The 15,473-nt window shown below is 68.6% G+C and carries 14 protein-coding genes; 9 read left to right on the plus strand and 5 right to left on the minus strand.

Annotation, left to right across the window (positions count from 1 at the left end; genetic code table 11):
* Positions 1–46: 46 nt before the first annotated feature.
* From D7X30_RS02690 to D7X30_RS02705, 4 genes are all read left to right on the plus strand, one after another.
* The gene (locus D7X30_RS02690; RefSeq protein ID WP_120561237.1) at positions 47–964 is read left to right on the plus strand and encodes a methionyl-tRNA formyltransferase; all 918 of its coding nucleotides are present in this window, start codon (positions 47–49) and stop codon (positions 962–964) included.
* A gap of 78 nt (positions 965–1,042) precedes the next feature.
* Positions 1,043–2,293, plus strand: coding sequence for a glycosyltransferase (locus tag D7X30_RS02695; protein ID WP_120561238.1), 1,251 nt, complete (start codon positions 1,043–1,045; stop codon positions 2,291–2,293).
* A 153-nt stretch (positions 2,294–2,446) separates the two neighbouring features.
* Positions 2,447–2,848, plus strand: a complete 402-nt coding sequence (locus D7X30_RS02700; protein ID WP_120561239.1) for a type II secretion system protein GspG — start codon at positions 2,447–2,449, stop codon at positions 2,846–2,848.
* A gap of 107 nt (positions 2,849–2,955) precedes the next feature.
* Complete coding sequence (locus D7X30_RS02705; protein ID WP_120561240.1) at positions 2,956–3,363, plus strand: type II secretion system protein GspG; 408 nt, start codon at positions 2,956–2,958, stop codon at positions 3,361–3,363.
* Between the two features lie 194 nt (positions 3,364–3,557).
* Here D7X30_RS02705 and D7X30_RS02710 read toward each other — a convergent pair whose 3' ends face one another.
* The gene (locus D7X30_RS02710; protein WP_120561241.1) at positions 3,558–4,031 is read right to left on the minus strand and encodes a YchJ family protein; all 474 of its coding nucleotides are present in this window, start codon (positions 4,029–4,031) and stop codon (positions 3,558–3,560) included.
* Positions 4,032–4,172: 141 nt separating this feature from the next.
* On the opposite strand from D7X30_RS02710, the gene D7X30_RS02715 reads away from it, so the two are divergent.
* The 5 genes from D7X30_RS02715 (at position 4,173) to D7X30_RS41865 (ending at position 9,650) form a co-directional block, all read left to right on the plus strand.
* Positions 4,173–5,066 (plus strand): undecaprenyl-diphosphate phosphatase, encoded by an 894-nt coding sequence (locus tag D7X30_RS02715; protein ID WP_120561242.1) that lies wholly within the window; start codon positions 4,173–4,175, stop codon positions 5,064–5,066.
* Positions 5,067–5,080: 14 nt separating this feature from the next.
* The gene (locus D7X30_RS02720; RefSeq protein WP_120561243.1) at positions 5,081–5,704 is read left to right on the plus strand and encodes a CoA pyrophosphatase; all 624 of its coding nucleotides are present in this window, start codon (positions 5,081–5,083) and stop codon (positions 5,702–5,704) included.
* 101 nt (positions 5,705–5,805) lie between these two features.
* A complete protein-coding gene (locus tag D7X30_RS02725; RefSeq protein WP_233591332.1) occupies positions 5,806–6,753 on the plus strand; it encodes a class I SAM-dependent methyltransferase in 948 nt (315 codons plus the stop codon).
* A 546-nt stretch (positions 6,754–7,299) separates the two neighbouring features.
* Positions 7,300–8,955 (plus strand): SH3 domain-containing protein, encoded by a 1,656-nt coding sequence (locus tag D7X30_RS02730; RefSeq protein ID WP_120561245.1) that lies wholly within the window; start codon positions 7,300–7,302, stop codon positions 8,953–8,955.
* Positions 8,952–9,650, plus strand: coding sequence for a hypothetical protein (locus D7X30_RS41865; protein WP_158619186.1), 699 nt, complete (start codon positions 8,952–8,954; stop codon positions 9,648–9,650). Before D7X30_RS02730 ends, D7X30_RS41865 begins: the two co-directional genes overlap by 4 nt.
* Before the next feature lie 132 nt (positions 9,651–9,782).
* Here D7X30_RS41865 and D7X30_RS02740 read toward each other — a convergent pair whose 3' ends face one another.
* From D7X30_RS02740 to D7X30_RS02755, 4 genes are all read right to left on the minus strand, one after another.
* On the minus strand, positions 9,783–10,376 hold the full coding sequence (locus tag D7X30_RS02740; RefSeq protein ID WP_120561247.1) for a hypothetical protein: 594 nt from the start codon (positions 10,374–10,376) through the stop codon (positions 9,783–9,785).
* A 3-nt stretch (positions 10,377–10,379) separates the two neighbouring features.
* A complete protein-coding gene (locus D7X30_RS02745; RefSeq protein WP_120561248.1) occupies positions 10,380–12,743 on the minus strand; it encodes a hypothetical protein in 2,364 nt (787 codons plus the stop codon).
* A gap of 117 nt (positions 12,744–12,860) precedes the next feature.
* Positions 12,861–14,216, minus strand: coding sequence for a sigma-54 dependent transcriptional regulator (locus D7X30_RS02750; protein WP_120561249.1), 1,356 nt, complete (start codon positions 14,214–14,216; stop codon positions 12,861–12,863).
* On the minus strand, positions 14,213–15,433 hold the full coding sequence (locus D7X30_RS02755) for an ATP-binding protein (RefSeq protein WP_233591333.1): 1,221 nt from the start codon (positions 15,431–15,433) through the stop codon (positions 14,213–14,215). Before D7X30_RS02755 ends, D7X30_RS02750 begins: the two co-directional genes overlap by 4 nt.
* Between the last annotated feature and the right edge of the window lie 40 nt (positions 15,434–15,473).

Genomic DNA, 15,473 nt, shown 5'->3' on the forward strand with positions numbered 1-15,473 from the left:
TGCGTTGGCCGGGTGCATACGGCGGGTGAACTGTTAGGACACGGCCATGCCGACTCCGGGTGCCGCGTCTGGCTGGCGCATCGTGCTGCTCACCGTGGCCCCCGCGGTGGCGCACGACTTCACGTTGGCGCTGAGGGCCCAGGGGCATGACGTGGTGGCGCTGGTGGTTCCGGCGGGCATCCGGGGCCTGCGCCCGTTGGACATGGAGGGGTGGGCGGAGCTGGGGCGGCTCTTCGAGGCCGCGCCGCCGTCGGTGGACGTGCTGCTGGTGAGCGAGCGGGCGCACCTGACGCCCCGGTTGGCGGGCCTGAAGCCGGACCTCCTCCTGTGCTTCTTCTTCCCGTGGCGGCTGCCACCGGAGGCGCTGGCGATGCCTCGCCTGGGGGCGGTGAACGTGCACCCGTCCTTCCTGCCTCGGTACCGGGGGCCCTGTCCGCTGGGGTGGGCGCTGCGCGAGGACGCTCGCGAGCTGGGGCTCACCTTCCACCGCATGGACGCGAGCTTCGACACCGGACCCGTGCTCGCGCAGGGCATGTTCCCGGTGAAGGACGAGGACACGGAGGAGGTGGTCTTCGAGAAGCTGATGCTCGCGTCGCGCCGGCTGCTGCCCGGCGTGGTGGAGCGCGTGGCGCGGGGAGACGTGGGCGAGCGGCAGGCGGAGGTGGACGCCACCTTCGCGCCCTTCTTCGAGCCGGCGTACCGGGACATCGACTGGCGCGACAGCGCGCGCTCCGTGCACCTGAAGGTGCGCGCGTGCCGCTTCGCCGGGTGGCGTGAGGGGAGGGGGGATGCGCGGGCCCGGCTGGATGGCCGCTGGGTTCGTGTTCAGCGCACGCGGGCGTGGCGGGGCGAAGACCCTCGCGCGGAGCCGGGCACGTTGCTGGCCCGGCAGGGGGACGAGCTGCTGGTGCAGTGTGGGGACACGCCGCTCTGGGTGGTGTCGCACGTGCTGGAGGAGGCCTGAGGGGGCGCAGGGGGCGGCCGGGTGGGCGGATGGAGGCGCCCGGGTGGCACCTGCCGGCGGGCGGACACACACAAGGGTATGGCGACGAATCCCGGAGACCCCTACCCCCTCGTCCAGGTCGAGCACTACGAGCGCTACGTGGGCGCGGAGGTGGTGGAGCGCATCCTGGAGAAGGCGCGTCCGCTGCAGGACCTGCGGGTCGCGCACGTCAACTCCACGTACTACGGCGGCGGGGTGGCGGAGCTGTTGTCGCCGATGACGCTGCTGATGAACAGCGTGGGCATGGCCACCGAGTGGCGGGCCATCCAGGGGCCGCCGGACTTCTTCAACATCACGAAGAAGATGCACAACGCGCTGCAGGGCGCGGACATCCACCTGACGTCGATGAAGGCGACCATCTACGAAGAGGTCGTCTACGAGAACGCGGTGCGCAACCGGTTGGACCACGACCGGGTCGTCATCCACGACCCGCAGCCGCTGCCCATCGTGCGGCACAGCCGCAAGCGCGGGCCGTGGATCTGGCGCTGCCACGTGGACCTGTCGAATCCGGAGCCGTCGCTGTGGGCGTACCTCAAGCCGTTCGTGGAGCAGTACGACGCGACGGTGTTGAGCATCCCGGAGTACGCGCGCGAGCTGTCCATCCCGCAGGTGTTCTTCATGCCGGCCATCGATCCGTTCTCCATCAAGAACCGGGAGATGCGCGACTCGGAGATTGAAGAGCGGCTCCAGCACCACCGCATCCCCACGGACCTGCCGCTGGTGGTGCAGGTGTCGCGCTTCGACCGGTGGAAGGACCCGGAGGGCGTGGTGGCCGCGTGGCGCCTCGCGCGCAAGGAGATGCCGTGCACGCTGGTGCTGCTGGGCAACATGGCATCGGACGACCCGGAGGGGCAGCAGGTCTACGAGGAGGTGACGCGTCACCGCGACGAGCGGCTCATCGTCCTCAGCCGCGAGGACACGGCGCTGGTGAACGCGCTCCAGCGCCGCGCGGCGGTGGTGGTGCAGAAGTCACTGCGAGAGGGCTTCGGGCTCACGGTGGCGGAGGCGATGTGGAAGGGCGCGCCCGTCATCGGAGGGAACGTGGGCGGCATCCGTCATCAGATAGAGGACGGGCACAACGGCTTCCTGGTGGACTCGGTGGACCAGTGCGCCCAGCGCATCGTGCAACTGCTCCGGAACCCGAAGCTGCGCCACCAGCTGGGGCACCACGCGCACGAAACGGTGCGCCGCCGCTTCCTGCTCACGCGCTACCTGGAGCAGTACCTGGACTTGTTCAACGCGTTCGAGGCCCGCTACCACCTGCGGCCCATGCCGCACCTGACGACGTGAGTCAGCGCGAGTCCAGGGCGCAAGGGGGGGAGTGGGTGCGGCGATTGCACGGGGGGGCGCCGTGAGGCCGCGTGCCTCTTCGGCGCGCCCGGTGCGCGCGGTGACACGACACGGTGGCGCGTCGCACACGACGTTCGCGCCAGAAAGACAGACATGACCTTCCGAAATGGCCTCCGTCCCTGGCTCAGGGCCCATGGCGTGTGGGTGGCCTTCGCGGTGCTGGTCCTCCTCGGCTACGCCGCGATGGCGCTGTACGTGCTGACCCTGGAGCGTGGGGAGCGGCGACGGATGACGGCCCAGGACATGCGGCACATCCTGATGGTGTTGACGCGGTACACGGAGCGCACGGGACACGTGCTGCCGCCCTCGGCGGGGCTCTCCGTGCTCGCGGAGGAACACCTCCTGGAGCGGCTCCCCGTGGATCCCTGGGGCCATGACTATGTGTACCGCGTGGAGGCGGGTACGCCGGTCATCTTGTCCTATGGGCGTGATGGCATCCCGGACGGCGAAGGCCCGGATGCGGACCTGTCCTCGCGCATCCTCCTGGCGGAGTGAAGCGGGCCCGCGGGTTGCAATGGCAGTCATCCCGGAAGGCAGAGGGGCCTTCCGTGAGGGACACGCTGGCCACGGCCCATGCCGGTCAGCGTGCCGGAAAGACAGACATGGACAAGAAGCAGCGACGTCGGCGCGGTATGACGCTGTTGGAGATCATGGTCGTCATCACCATCCTGGGCCTCATCGCGGCAGCGGTGGGCGTGTCGGTGATGGACCAGTTCGGCCAGGCGAAGCAGCAGCGCGTGGGCCTGGACTTCGGTTCGCTGGGGCAGGGACTCCAGCTGTACGCGATGAAGAAGGGCCGGCTGCCGGACACCACCTCGGGGCTGCGCGTGCTGGTGGAGGAGCGCATCCTCCCGGAGCTGCCGCGCGACCCGTGGGGCAATGACTACGTGTACACGCTGGACAAGGGTGTGCCGGCCATCGTGTCACTGGGCGCGGATGGCGCACCGGGCGGTGACGGCGATGACCGGGACCTCTCGTCACTCGACAAGGACGCGCGGTCCCGAGGATGACGTGAGGAGAAAAGGGTGCTGCCCGAGTGGAGAAGCCAGGGTGTCGTGGCTGATGAGGCCAGGAGCGGATTCGAACCGCGAGCCCCATTGTGGTGGAGCCTTACCAGAGCGTGTAGGGCCTCTCCGGCCGGGCAGCACCTCCAGGGACGCAAATGCCGCGAAAATCCTGACGGGGGATTTTCGCGGCAGTGCTTTCAGTCCGCGGGGAAGGTCTCGAGCGTGAGGGACTCCGGCGGGACCTTCAGCTCGCTCGGCAGCTTGAGGACGCCGTCCAGGTAGCGCCAGCCGGTGCCGTCGTGGCGGAAGTCCGAGCGCTCGACAAAGGACTGGTCCTTCCCCTTCTCGAACACCTTGGCGAAGAAGAGGACGCGGGAAAGCCCCGAGGCGTCCGGGGGCTGGTGGCCCAACACCGCCAGCCCCGGGTACTGGTGGGCCTGGGCGAAGGCGCGCAGCTCGCGCACGACGTCCGCTTCCGGACGGGCCCGCATCGGGTGGCCGGGGTGGAGCGTCTTCCAGAGGTAGGCGGCGTCGCGCTGAGCGAAGGCGCTGTAGCGGCTGCGCATGAGGCGCTCCGCGTCAGGCGCCTCCGCCTCGCCTTTGTGGAAGGGGGCGCAGCACTGCTTGTAGCGCTGGCCGGAGGAGCAGGGGCACAGGGGGGCGGGGGGCATGGCGGGGTGAGAGCCTACCCGGGTTCCCCTCCCGGCTTCCCCAGACCGGACGGTCGGGTGGCGGACCTGGGCCCCGGTGTGGGGAACCTTCGCGCTTGCGGGGCAGGAGGGCAGGGCATATCCCTGGCGGCCACGTCCCCTATGAGCCTGCTCGAAGCCATCGTCCTGGGTCTGGTCCAGGGTCTCACGGAGTTCCTGCCCATCAGCTCCACCGCGCACCTGCGCATCGCGCCGGAGTTGTTCGGCTGGCCGGATCCAGGTGCGGCGTACTCGGCCATCATCCAGTTGGGCACGGTGGCCGCGGTGCTCATCTACTTCCGCAAGGACATCGTCGCGCTGGTGAAGGCGTTCGTCGTGGGGCTGGTGAAGCGGGACCCGTTCGGCACGCTGGAGGCGCGGCTCGCGTGGTTCGTGGGCGTGGGCACGCTGCCCATCGGCATCTGCGGGCTGGCGTTCAAGAAGCTCATCGAGACGCAGTTCCGTTCGCTCTACGTCATCGCGGGCAGCCTCATCGTGCTGGCGGTGGTGCTGTTCGTCGTGGAGAAGCGCGCGTCGCACCAGCGCACCGTGGCGGACATGACTTGGAAGGACGGCATCCTCATTGGCCTGTGGCAGGCGCTGGCGCTGGTGCCGGGTTCGTCCCGGTCCGGCACGACGCTCACGGGCGGCCTGTCGCTGGGGCTCAAGCGCGAGGACGCGGCGCGCTACTCGTTCCTGTTGTCCATTCCGGCGACGACGCTGGCGGGCATCTTCGAGTTGAAGCACCTCTTGGAGGCTACGCAGCGGCCTTCGACGGTGGCCCTGGTGGTGGGGACGCTGGTGGCCTTCCTGTCGGGCATGGCGGCCATCGCGTGGCTGTTGAGCTTCCTGAAGCGGCGCACCACCTTGGTGTTCGTGGTGTACCGCATCGCGCTGGGGCTGGTGCTGCTGGGGCTGTTGCAGGCGAACATCCTCAAGCCGATGTCCGGCGTGGAGAACCTGTCGACGCCGGATGCTCCGACGAAGCCGCCGGTGGAGAAGCAGATCACGGACTGAGGAAGGGGGAGGTCGTGCGCGTGCAGGCCCTGTTCGATGCGCTGGAGACGCGGCTGACGGCGAGGCCGGCGCGGACGTTCGAGTGGAAGGGCAGGGCGCTGCGAGAGGCCGCGGTGCTGGTGCCCCTCTTCGAGCGGGACGGCGTGCCGCACATGGTCTTCACCCGGCGGCCCGCCACCCTGCGCACGCACGCGGGGCAGTACGCGTTCCCGGGCGGCGGCCAGGAGGCGCGGGACGTCACCCCGCTGGAGACCGCGCTGCGCGAGACGGAGGAAGAGCTGGGCATCCCGCGCGCCCACGTGCGTGTGCTGGGCCTGCTGGACGAGACGCCCACCACGTCCGCGTACCGCATCCGTCCCTACGTGGGTGTCATCCCGGGGGACGGGAAGTACGTGCCCAATCCGGTGGAGGTGGACCTGGTGCTGGAGGTGCCGCTGGAGCGCCTGCTGGACCCCGCCATCCTCCGGGTGGAGCGGCACATGTGGGAGGGGATTGAACACGACGTGCACTTCTACACGCACGGTGAGCACGTCATCTGGGGCGCCACGGGGCGCATCGTGCGCAACTTCCTGCAGTTCGTGGTGGACGCGCCGGGCCTCCACGGCCTGCTGGACGCTCCCCCGCCTGCTGGCCGCTGAGTCCCAATGCCCGTGCTGGCGGGCGGCCCTGGCGGAAGGTGCCTTGTCGCCCTGGAGGGCCGGTCCCAGGTTGAGGGGGAAACCCTTCGAAAGGGCGCGACGTGGACGGTGGCAATGGGTCCGGGGGCATGGAGGTGAAGGAGGCCGCGCTGGTGGCGCTGGGAGAGGTCCTGCGCGCCAGGGGGTATTCCTTCACGACGGTGACTCCGGAGACGCACCGGCGGGTGAACGCGCGGCCGGGGGCGAAGCAGGCCCATTCGGTCCGGGACGTGTTCGGGTGGAGCCGTCCCTTCGGGCCGGGCGTGCTGGAGCCTCGGATGGTGGCGCTGCTGGAGGAGGCGGGCGCGCTGGTGGACTGCAAGGACGGGACGCACCGGAGCCGGGTGCGGTTCTCCTGCCTGGGAGCGGGGCTGTATGTCCATTCCGCGTGGCCCACGTCGGAGCAGGACGCGGTGTTCTTCGGACCGGACACCTACCGGTTCTGCGCGTTGCTCCAGCGGGTGCCGGGCAGTTTCCGGCGCGTGGTGGACCTGGGGTGCGGCTCTGGAGCCGGTGGCCTGTCGGTGGCCGCGAGGAGCGCGGAGGTGGTGCTCGCGGACCTGAACCCGTTGGCGCTGGAGTACTCACGGGTGAACGCGAGGCTGAACGGCGCGCACGGGGTCCAGGTGGTGCACTCGGACCTGCTGCGGGACGTGTCCGGCCGGTTTGACTTGATCATGGCGAATCCGCCGTACCTGGCGGACACGGACAAGCGCACGTACCGGGATGGCGGCGGCACGCATGGCACGGAGCTGTCCGTGCGCATCGTGCGTGAAAGCGTGGAGCGCCTGGAGCCGGGCGGCACGCTGGTGCTCTACACGGGCGCGCCGGTGGTGGACGGCGAGGACCTGCTGCGCACCGCGCTGGAGCCGGTGTGGCGGGAAGCGCCGCTCGCGGAGGTTCGCTACGAGGAGCTGGATCCGGACGTGTTCGGCGAGGAGCTGGAGAAGGCGCCGTACGCGGGTGTGGAGCGCATCGCGCTGGTGGCGCTGATGGCTCGGCGGGGCTGAGGAGGCATTACTTCCACTCCAGTGTCTGTCCCTAAGCCCTTGTCGTGGGCATGGCGCGCTATCGAACAGTTACCAGGTTCGGCCTACGAGCGGCCGTGCTCGTGCTTCTCCTTCTGCATCCTCCGCCCGCGTTCCAGGACCTGGTCGGTTGGCGCACGTCGGGCAGCCTGTTGGCGGCCGCGATGTCGTCACTGAGTCTGCCGAGGTGCCGACGCCAGAGGAGTTCTCAACTCAGTTGAGATAGGGCGACTGTGGTCCTATGAGACCTCGGAACTGGATGTGCTCAACGAGAAAGAACTTACGCGGTTGGCCACGATGCCAGGCATGCGGCGACGCAGGGGGCGCCCTGCGGCAAGGAGATGTGATCGGCTATCCTGCCTCCACCATTGCCGATGGAGGAGTGATGTCAAACCAGTGGATACTGTCTGGACCATCCTCGGACTATGCCTATCTCGTCGTCTGGGCCAAGAATGAGGTGGCGCGGGGCACCCGCCGGCGGGTCTCTCTCCCCTCCAGGCATGCGCAGCGCTCGAACATTGGCTCCGCTTGAACAAGCAAAGTCTCGGGGAAATCTACGACTGCTTGGAGGAGGGGCGGTTGCAAGGGACCTCGTACTTGCAGGCGCCGCCTGATGACAAGCTCATCAAACGCCGCGTGTCTGAAGCACTCCTCTCGGGTCGTTTGACGGTCATCGAAAATAAGACGCAAGTCACCTCAGGGATCGGTTTCGGAGGTGCTGCCCATGTGTCGGATGAAGGCCCTCTCTCCCAAGGGCAAACAATTCTCCGGTTCGGGATTGCCTATAAGCCAGAGGGAGTCAATCTGCGCGAGAAGCCCTCGCCCCATGCGCGCGTTTTGAGGCGCTTGAGTTTCAATACTCGCGTCTTCGTCGACTCGCATGACAACGGGTGGCTCTTTGTCACGACCGATGATGGTGACTTCGGCTACTGTGTCGCCTCGCACCTCGACACCCACTTGCCCGATCCCCATGCACGGCTCCATTGGGTTCAGCACGGCGAGTCGGCGCTCTCAATTTCGCACAAGTACTACGGTGGGAAGGCTCAGTGGGGAATCGACCATCGTTATTACGTGGAAGGTCTTGTCTACGCCAACCAGGGCTCCAGGCAGCGAGGCATCTACAAGGAAGAGCCAGAGGCGGGTTGGGATGCCACGAGCGTGGTCGAGGGCCGGATGATTTGGATTCCCAGCCTCGCCTACTTGAAATCGCTTCGCGGAAGTGTCTCGTCCGAGTCATTCACCTACGACGCGTGGAAGACAGCGAGAGGGGTCGCCGACTTCAGCATTGGCACCGCTGCCTTCATTGCAGGGGTCATCCACGGCGCGCTTGAGTCATTGTGGGACGTCCTGGTCGGGTTCAAGGACCTAGCTGTGATGTTCTGGGACATCCTTGCCAGCCTATTCACTGGGAGCCTGCTTTCAGACGCCTCCGCGCTGTGGCGCGATGTGAGCAAGCTCGATTGGAAGGCGCTCGTGGATGGCTGGGTGGTTCGTTTCGACGAGCAATGGAACGCCACCGACCTGCTCCGCCGCTGGCACTTTCGCGGCTGGGTGATTGGTTATGCGCTCATGGAAGCCCTGATGCTCTTCTGCTCGGGCGGCATTGTTCAGGGCATCAAGTGGATAGGGAAGGCATCCAAGGCTTCGAAATTCATCAAGGCCCTGCCGCAGGTGCAGAAGTTCGCCAAGGCGGTCAAGGAGAGCAAGGCTTTTCAGAACGTTGCCAGAGCGTTGGGCAAGGGCGCGCCAATCGCCGAGAGTGCAACGGCTGCCAAGAAGTGGGTAGAGCGGCTCCTCCTCAATCCTGAATCAATCTGGGGGAAGGGGCCGGATCAGATCGCGGAGGTCTTTCGCCAAGCGGGATATGAAGTCAAGATCGCGCAGTCAACCAAAGGCTCGAGGCTCTCCACGCAAATTCAGATCAAAAACTCCAACATCCAGAACATCCAGGTCCACCCAGGAGGGGGAAGACACGGTGGTTCCTATTACAAGATTTCCACCTCATCCAAGGGGATCATCAAAGTGGTCGACCGGGCGACGTATGTTCCGACGTTGGGCGAGAAGGCGACCATCATCTTCGTGGATGGCGGCCTCCAAGGATGGATGCTGCAAGCGGCCACGGCGAATGCTGCGATGCAGAATGCTCTTGATGCACTCGGCGCTGATGGCAGGGGAGAGAGATGAGACGGAAGATTGTTATTCATGTGCACGGTGTTGCCTCGCCTGAGGAAGCGGAGCAACTTGAGTTGTTGGGCGTAGACCTCATTGGTGTGGTGATGGGGGGGCACACGGCAGGGCGGGTTGTTGGCGGTGACGACGTACCTGTGATCGCAGCGAGCCTCAAGCGGGCGAGTTTGTGCGTGGAGCCGTTGGGGGATGCCGCGGCCCTGGATGCCCGAGCAGCACGGCGGATGGGAGCCCGTGTGGTGCAGGTGCCCTGGGGGACGGAGGTGCCGAGGGGATGGCGCGAGTCACTCGCGCAGGTGGGAGTCGAGTGGGCACTCATGCGGGTGGCGGCTGATGCGGATGATGACCCTGCGTGGGTGCGGGCGCGCCTGGAGGATACGGGAGTGCCTCCGCCAGCATGGGCACAGGTGGAAATCTGCCCATCGCTTGAGGATGGCTGGCGCATCATCCGCGAGTCGAACGAGAGTGAATTGGATGCTCACGATCTTGATGTGATTGCCTCGGAAACTCCTGTCCTGTTTTCGCTTCCCCTGTCACTTGAAGACGTCAGCGATGTGCGCCAGGGGCTGAGTCACGCGAAGGGATTCTCCTTCGTCCTGGGAGACCGATTGGGCATGGCCCCGGGGGCGCATCACATCACCTTGGAGCAACTGAGCACGCTATTGAAGCAGCTAGACACAGAAGGTCGTTGAGGGTGACGACAGGGCCTTCGGTAATAGAGGCGGTGGCAGATGGCGGGACGCGGGGATGCGGCTGCCTCGCCCACACAATTGTCCAACAGGTTGTTGGATGATTGCGATCCCGTCCAACCCGCTGACGGCGCATCAGGGCTGGCGGCTCACGTCGCAGCGGCCGGTGGCCTGTCTCGCGAGGTCTTCCGCCACGGTGCGCAGCAGGCTCCCCAGGACTGGCGTGCCGGAGGACGAGGCCTCACCTTGGGTGAGCCAGCGCGCCATACGGCCCAGGCTCGCGGCTGTCACGACCTGGAGCCGCACCTCCACCTGCACGACGAAGTGCTCGCCCGCTTCGGGCTTCGCATCCAGCGTCCAGGCCACGCGCTCCAGCTCCAGCGTGCCCACGCCTCCCGTCAGCTCACGTCCGTCCAGCCGGTAGCCATCGCGGGTGAACGCGAGCACCTGCGTCACTCGCGCGCTGTCCAGGTGTGCATCGAACCAGAAGGAACGGCGCCGCCAGAGCGTCAGCTCCACCTCCAGCTTTCCCGCGAGCCCCAGCCGCACCAACCGGTCCAGCTCCGGCGAGATGAAGGCGCGTGCCTCCGGCCGGACCATCACGCGCTTGCCGGAGAGCGTCGCGGTGCAGGCCGCGGACGCCTCTTCCGCGTGTGCTCCGGACGCGAGCAGGCCTGCCGCGACGACGAGCGCCGCGCCATGCCTGCTCTCTGTTGCGTGCCTTCCCATGTCTCAGAAGGTCCGGTTGAACAGCAGGCGCGCTTCGGGTGTGAGCCGGGCCTTGTCGTCGATGCGCCATGCGGCCTCGAAGCGCACGGCGTCACCGAAGTGGAAGCTGCCGCCCAGGCCCAACTGCGCGTCTGACCACGCGTTCGCGGCATGCACCGCACCCAGGTCCGCGAAGATGCCCAGGCCGTGCCAGCGGTACTCGGCGCTCGCGAGCACCGAGCTGTCGCCTCCCCGGAACTCCTTGAAGCCGAAGCCTCGCAGCGCGGTCCAACCTCCCAGCGCCTCCTGCTTCTGGAGCGGCAGGTCGTGGCCCGCCGCGGCCCGCAGGCGCAGGCTCAGGCCCGTGTGCCAGTTCATGGGCACGTCCATGGCGACGTCGCCCACCAGCTTCCAGAAGCGTGCATCCGCGCCGCCCGTGCCCGGGCCTTCACCCACCTCCAGCGTCACGAAGCCGCGCAGCGCGGGCTCGAGCTTCCAGTTCTTGTGGCGCTCGAAGAGGGACGTCTCCGGCGTGCGGAAGAGGGAGCCCACGCGAGTGCCACGCTCCGCGGTGCCGCTGTACTCCAGCCGCACCACCGCCGAGCGGAAGCGCCCCTCGTTCACCGGCGCGTTCGGGAACGGCGGGTCGTCGCTCCGGAAGAGGCTGAGCGGCGGCGTGAAGGACTGGAGCGAGCTCTCCGTGTCACCGCGCACCTCCACGCCCGCGAGCCACGACTCCGCCCAGCGCCAGGTGGCGAAGGCCGCGAAGCCCTGACGGCGCAAGTAGTCCCGGTCCGGCCGGTTGATGAGGAACGAGTAGAAGTACGAGTCGAAGTCCCCCAACCGCCACCGGTCCAGCGTGTCGATGAAGTCATGCACCTGCGCGCCGAGCTCCTCGATGCCCAGCGCGGGCAGCTGCACCTTGGCGCCGCCCAGCAGGTTGACGCGGCGCTGACTGCTGGTGCCTTCCGGATCGCCCGGGATGCGCTGTCCGCCCAGCCGCAGGGGGATGAAGAAGGCTCCCTCCAGCGTCGTGTGCACGCGGTCCCGCGAGTCGAAGAAGCGCAGGCTCGCCGAGAGCCCCGGGGCGAAGCCCGTCACCTGCGTGTGCACGGGCAACAGGTCCACGTCCAGGTCCGGAGGACGCGGGCGCACATGGACGATCAGCTTCTTCCCCTCCAGCGTGAGGCCGTCGCTCCCGGCGTCGACCTCTCCGAACATCCGGCTCCAGCCCACTTCGAACTCCACGCGCTCGTGGCGCCGCGACTTGCGACGGGGTTCCTCCTTCGTGCGGTAGTGCCGCGTGCCGTCGGATTCGCGCTCCTCGACGATGCGCACGCGGGTGCGTTCGTCCTGGAGGTCATCGCTGTCCACCGCTCGCAGGAAGGGCAGCCGCGACTCCATGCGCTCCATGGCGCGGCGGGCATCACTCCGGAGGAAGACGTCGCCGGGCTCCAGGCCCAGGGCTTCACGCACGCGCGTGGCCATCGCCTCGTCCACGCCCCGCACCTCCACGGACTCCAGCCGGCCTTCGTCCACGGTCACGACCAGCCGGCCTTCGGGGGACAGCGTGGCGGACACCGTCGCGAGCAGGTAGCCGTCGTCCTCGCGCAGGGTCTTGAGGACCCGGTCGAGCGCGGCGTCCAGGCCTCCCAACATGATGCCGGGGCGGAACGCTCCCTCCTCCCGTCGCGCCAGCCATGGACGGGGCGGGCGCGGCGCGGGGCAGGGGCTGACGACCCGCAGGGTCCCGTGGCGCTTGTGGACGCGCAGCGTGGTGACCTCGTCCTCGGCATCGTCCGCGTCGGAGGCGGGGGAGGACAGTTCGAACAGCGCCTCCCACAGTTCGTCGGGCCGGAGGTCCTGAAGGCCTTCGAACTCCACTGACGTGAGCGTGGGGTTCTCCAGCAACGTCACTTCGAGCAGGGCCGGACCCTGGTCACTGACGCGAACGCGGGGCTCCACGCGGGCGAAGAGGCCGGTGCGTGCCAGGCGATGCAGCAGGGACTGCACTTGCGCGGCCGTCAGGGGCCGCGCGTCTTCCGCGGGAGGTGCACCCACGAGCTTGCGGACCTGTGCATCCGTGAGCCGCTGGAGCCCGCGAAACTCCAGGCCCGTGGGCGTGAGTCCCCGGCCGTCGACCTCGACCTGAAGGGCCCCGAGGACCGTGGAGTCCGAGAGGTCGCCCTCGTCCTCGTTGAAGCCCTCCGGGCACGTCGGGTAGCTCCAGTCCTCCGAGGCGGCTTCGCCTTCCGGTGGTGCGGTGGACGGGGAGAGGGCCACGGATGCGTCGGAGGTGCCTGCATCCGGTGAGGGTTGGCCCAGGGCCGCGAGCGAGATGAAGCAGAGCGCCAGTGCGAGACGGTTCATGGAAGGCGGCAGGAGCATGCTCCGTTCCAGGCAGGGCCTCGCGGCAAGTGCCCGGAACGACGGAGGGCGAGCAGACGGGCGGATGTCATGGACACATCCGGATGTATCGGGCGGTTGTGGCCGTGACATCGCGGGTCACGAGGTGACGGGCAGCCCCAGGGCCTTGATGCGCCGGTAGAGGTTGCCGCGGTCCACCTGGAGGATGCGCGCGGCCCCGGCGATGCTTTCGCCCTCGCGGAGCGCTGCGCGGATGAGGTCCCGCTCGAAGTCCTCCACGTGCTCGCGGTAGCTCTTGTCCCCCAGCGTCGTGCGCGGCGCGGGCGCGGTGCCCGTGGGAGCCGCCACCGCGTCCGGTCCCAGCTCCAGCGGACCGTCACCCCGGAGCAGGTTCAGGCGTTCGATGACGTTGCGCAGCTCGCGCACGTTGCCGGGCCACGGGTAGGCACGCAGCGCGGCCTCCGCTCCCGGCGCGAGCATGAGCGGTGTCTTGGGACCCGCGAGCTCCGCGGCGAAGACGCGTGCGAGGGGCAGCAGGTCCTCGGGGCGCTCGCGCAGCGGCGGCAGGTGCAGCGGCAGCACGTTGAGCCGGAAGAAGAGGTCCTGCCGGAAGCGGCCTTCCTTCACCGCGCGGCCCAGGTCCTGGTGCGTGGCCGCGAGGATGCGCACGTCCACCGGTACCGGCAGCGTGCCTCCCAGCCGTTCCACCTGACGCGTTTCCAGGACGCGCAGCAGCTTGGCCTGGAGCTCCAGCGGCATGTCCCCCAATTCATCCAGGAACAGCGTGCCGCCCTGCGCCTGTTCGAAGCGGCCCGCGCGCCGCGCCACCGCGCCGGAGAAGGCGCCGCGCTCGTGGCCGAACAGCTCGCTCTCCAGCAGGGTCGAGGGAATGGCCGCGCAGTTGACCGCCACCAGCCGGCCCTTGCGCCCGGAGGCCTTGTGCAGCGCCTGCGCCACGCGCTCCTTGCCGGTGCCTGTCTCGCCGGTGATCAGCACCGCCGTGTCACTGGGGCCCACGCGCGCGATGAGCTGGCGCAGGGACTCCATGGCCGGGCTCTCGCCCACCAGGTTCCCCGGCTGGGCCAGCGCGTCCAGCAAGCGTTCGCGCTCCTCGCGCAGCGCGCCCAGGGCCAGCGCGTTGTGCAGCGCAGTGAGGAGCCGCTCGGGGGACGGAGGCTTCTCCACGAAGTCCGTGGCCCCCAGCTTCAGGGCCTGCACGGCTTCGGAAGGAGATGCCTCGCCGGACAGGACCACCACGGGCACGGGCAGCGGCTTCGGCAGGCGCGCCAGCAGCTCCAGTCCTGTCTCGCCCGGCATGCGCAGGTCCAGCAGCATCAGCGCGGGGGGCGCGTCCGGCGCTTCGAGCAGACGCGCGGCCTCCGCCGTGGAGCGGGCCTCCACGGGGGTGAAGCCTCCGTCTTGCAGCAGTCCACGCACGGCCCGCAGGACGCCGGGGTCGTCGTCGACGATGAGGATGCGGGCTCCGGTCTTCATGCGGTCACCTGGGAAGCATCGGAAGGCAGCACCACCTGGGCCCGGGTGCCTCCCTGGGCGCCGGGTTCCAACCTCAAGGTGCCGCCGTGCTCGTGGACGATCTTCTGCGCGATGGGCAGGCCCAGTCCGCTGCCGCCGGGCTTGGTGCTGAACAGGCCCCGGGTGAGGACAGGGCCCTCCAGCACGCTCGGGACGCCGCTGCCTCCGTCGCTCACGGTGACGTGCACGCGGCCGTCCGCTGCTTCGTGTAACGCGACGTGGACGGGTGGGGCGTTCGGTGGAGAGGCCTCGGTGGCGTTCTTCACCAGGTTGCCGAAGAGTCGGCGCAGCCCGTCAGGGTCCGCGCGCAAGGACACCTCCTCGCCGGGGTCCAGCACCACGGGCACCGGCGAAGTGCCTGCGTACAGCGCGCACACCTCCGCGAGCAGCGGACGCAGCGCGACGTCCTGGAAGCGGGGGGCTGGCAGGCGCGCGAAGGTGGAGAAGCTCTGGGTCATACGCATGAGCAGGTCCACCTCCTCCTGGAGGAGCGCCACCGCCTCGGCGAGGCGCGTCGGGTCTGGCAGGGTGCCGGCATCCTGCGGAGACAGACGCGCGAGCGACAGCCTCATTGCGGTCAGGGGGTTCTTCAGCTCGTGGGCGAGCGCCCGCGCCACGTCCTGCCACGCGGCGATCTGCTGGGCGGCCTTGAGGTGCTCGCGCTGGTCCAGCAGCTCCTGGCCCATGCGGTTGAACTGGCCCAGGAGGAACTGGAGCTCGTCGCGAGCGGGTTCGGGGACGGGGAGGCGGACGGACAGGTCGCCTCGCGAGTAGGCCCGCATGCCTTCCAGGAGCGTGGCCATGGGGCGCGTGAGGACACGGCCCAGGAGCACGGCGGACACGGCCAGCACGACGGCGGCGATTGCGCCCACCCCGGCGATGAACACGGGCACGCGGCGCACCAGGGCCCGCCGCGCCAGCTCCGCCTGCGCCAGGTTCAACCGGGCCTCGTCGAGCGCATCCGGCGGCAGTCCCCGGCGGGTCAGCTCATTGGAGACGTTGTCGAGCACGCCCTCCACGGGAGCGATGGAGATGGAGAGCACGCGCTCCAGCACGCCCTGGGCGAGAGCGCCCAGCAACGCCAGCGGGATGAGGCCCGCGAGCAACATCACCGCCAGCAGGCGTCGGCGGAAGCGGAACGGAGGCGGGGGAGGGCCCATCGGTGGCGCACGGCGCATGGCGAGCTGTTCATATCGCGGGGCGTGCATCGTTCGCGCG

Origin of the sequence: Corallococcus sp. AB011P (assembly GCF_003611605.1) — a bacterium.
In the GTDB taxonomy this organism is placed as follows: Bacteria; Myxococcota; Myxococcia; order Myxococcales; family Myxococcaceae; genus Corallococcus; species Corallococcus coralloides.

Coding starts and splice junctions, on each gene's coding strand:
- D7X30_RS02705 (WP_120561240.1), top strand. CDS start 2,956: ATGGACAAGAAGCAGCGACGTCGGCGCGGTATGACGCTGTTGGAGATC.
- D7X30_RS02745 (WP_120561248.1), bottom strand. CDS start 12,743: ATGCTCCTGCCGCCTTCCATGAACCGTCTCGCACTGGCGCTCTGCTTC.
- D7X30_RS02740 (WP_120561247.1), bottom strand. CDS start 10,376: ATGGGAAGGCACGCAACAGAGAGCAGGCATGGCGCGGCGCTCGTCGTC.
- D7X30_RS02755 (WP_233591333.1), bottom strand. CDS start 15,433: ATGCGCCGTGCGCCACCGATGGGCCCTCCCCCGCCTCCGTTCCGCTTC.
- D7X30_RS41865 (WP_158619186.1), top strand. CDS start 8,952: ATGAGACGGAAGATTGTTATTCATGTGCACGGTGTTGCCTCGCCTGAG.
- D7X30_RS02700 (WP_120561239.1), top strand. CDS start 2,447: ATGACCTTCCGAAATGGCCTCCGTCCCTGGCTCAGGGCCCATGGCGTG.
- D7X30_RS02695 (WP_120561238.1), top strand. CDS start 1,043: ATGGCGACGAATCCCGGAGACCCCTACCCCCTCGTCCAGGTCGAGCAC.
- D7X30_RS02690 (WP_120561237.1), top strand. CDS start 47: ATGCCGACTCCGGGTGCCGCGTCTGGCTGGCGCATCGTGCTGCTCACC.
- D7X30_RS02750 (WP_120561249.1), bottom strand. CDS start 14,216: ATGAAGACCGGAGCCCGCATCCTCATCGTCGACGACGACCCCGGCGTC.
- D7X30_RS02710 (WP_120561241.1), bottom strand. CDS start 4,031: ATGCCCCCCGCCCCCCTGTGCCCCTGCTCCTCCGGCCAGCGCTACAAG.
- D7X30_RS02715 (WP_120561242.1), top strand. CDS start 4,173: ATGAGCCTGCTCGAAGCCATCGTCCTGGGTCTGGTCCAGGGTCTCACG.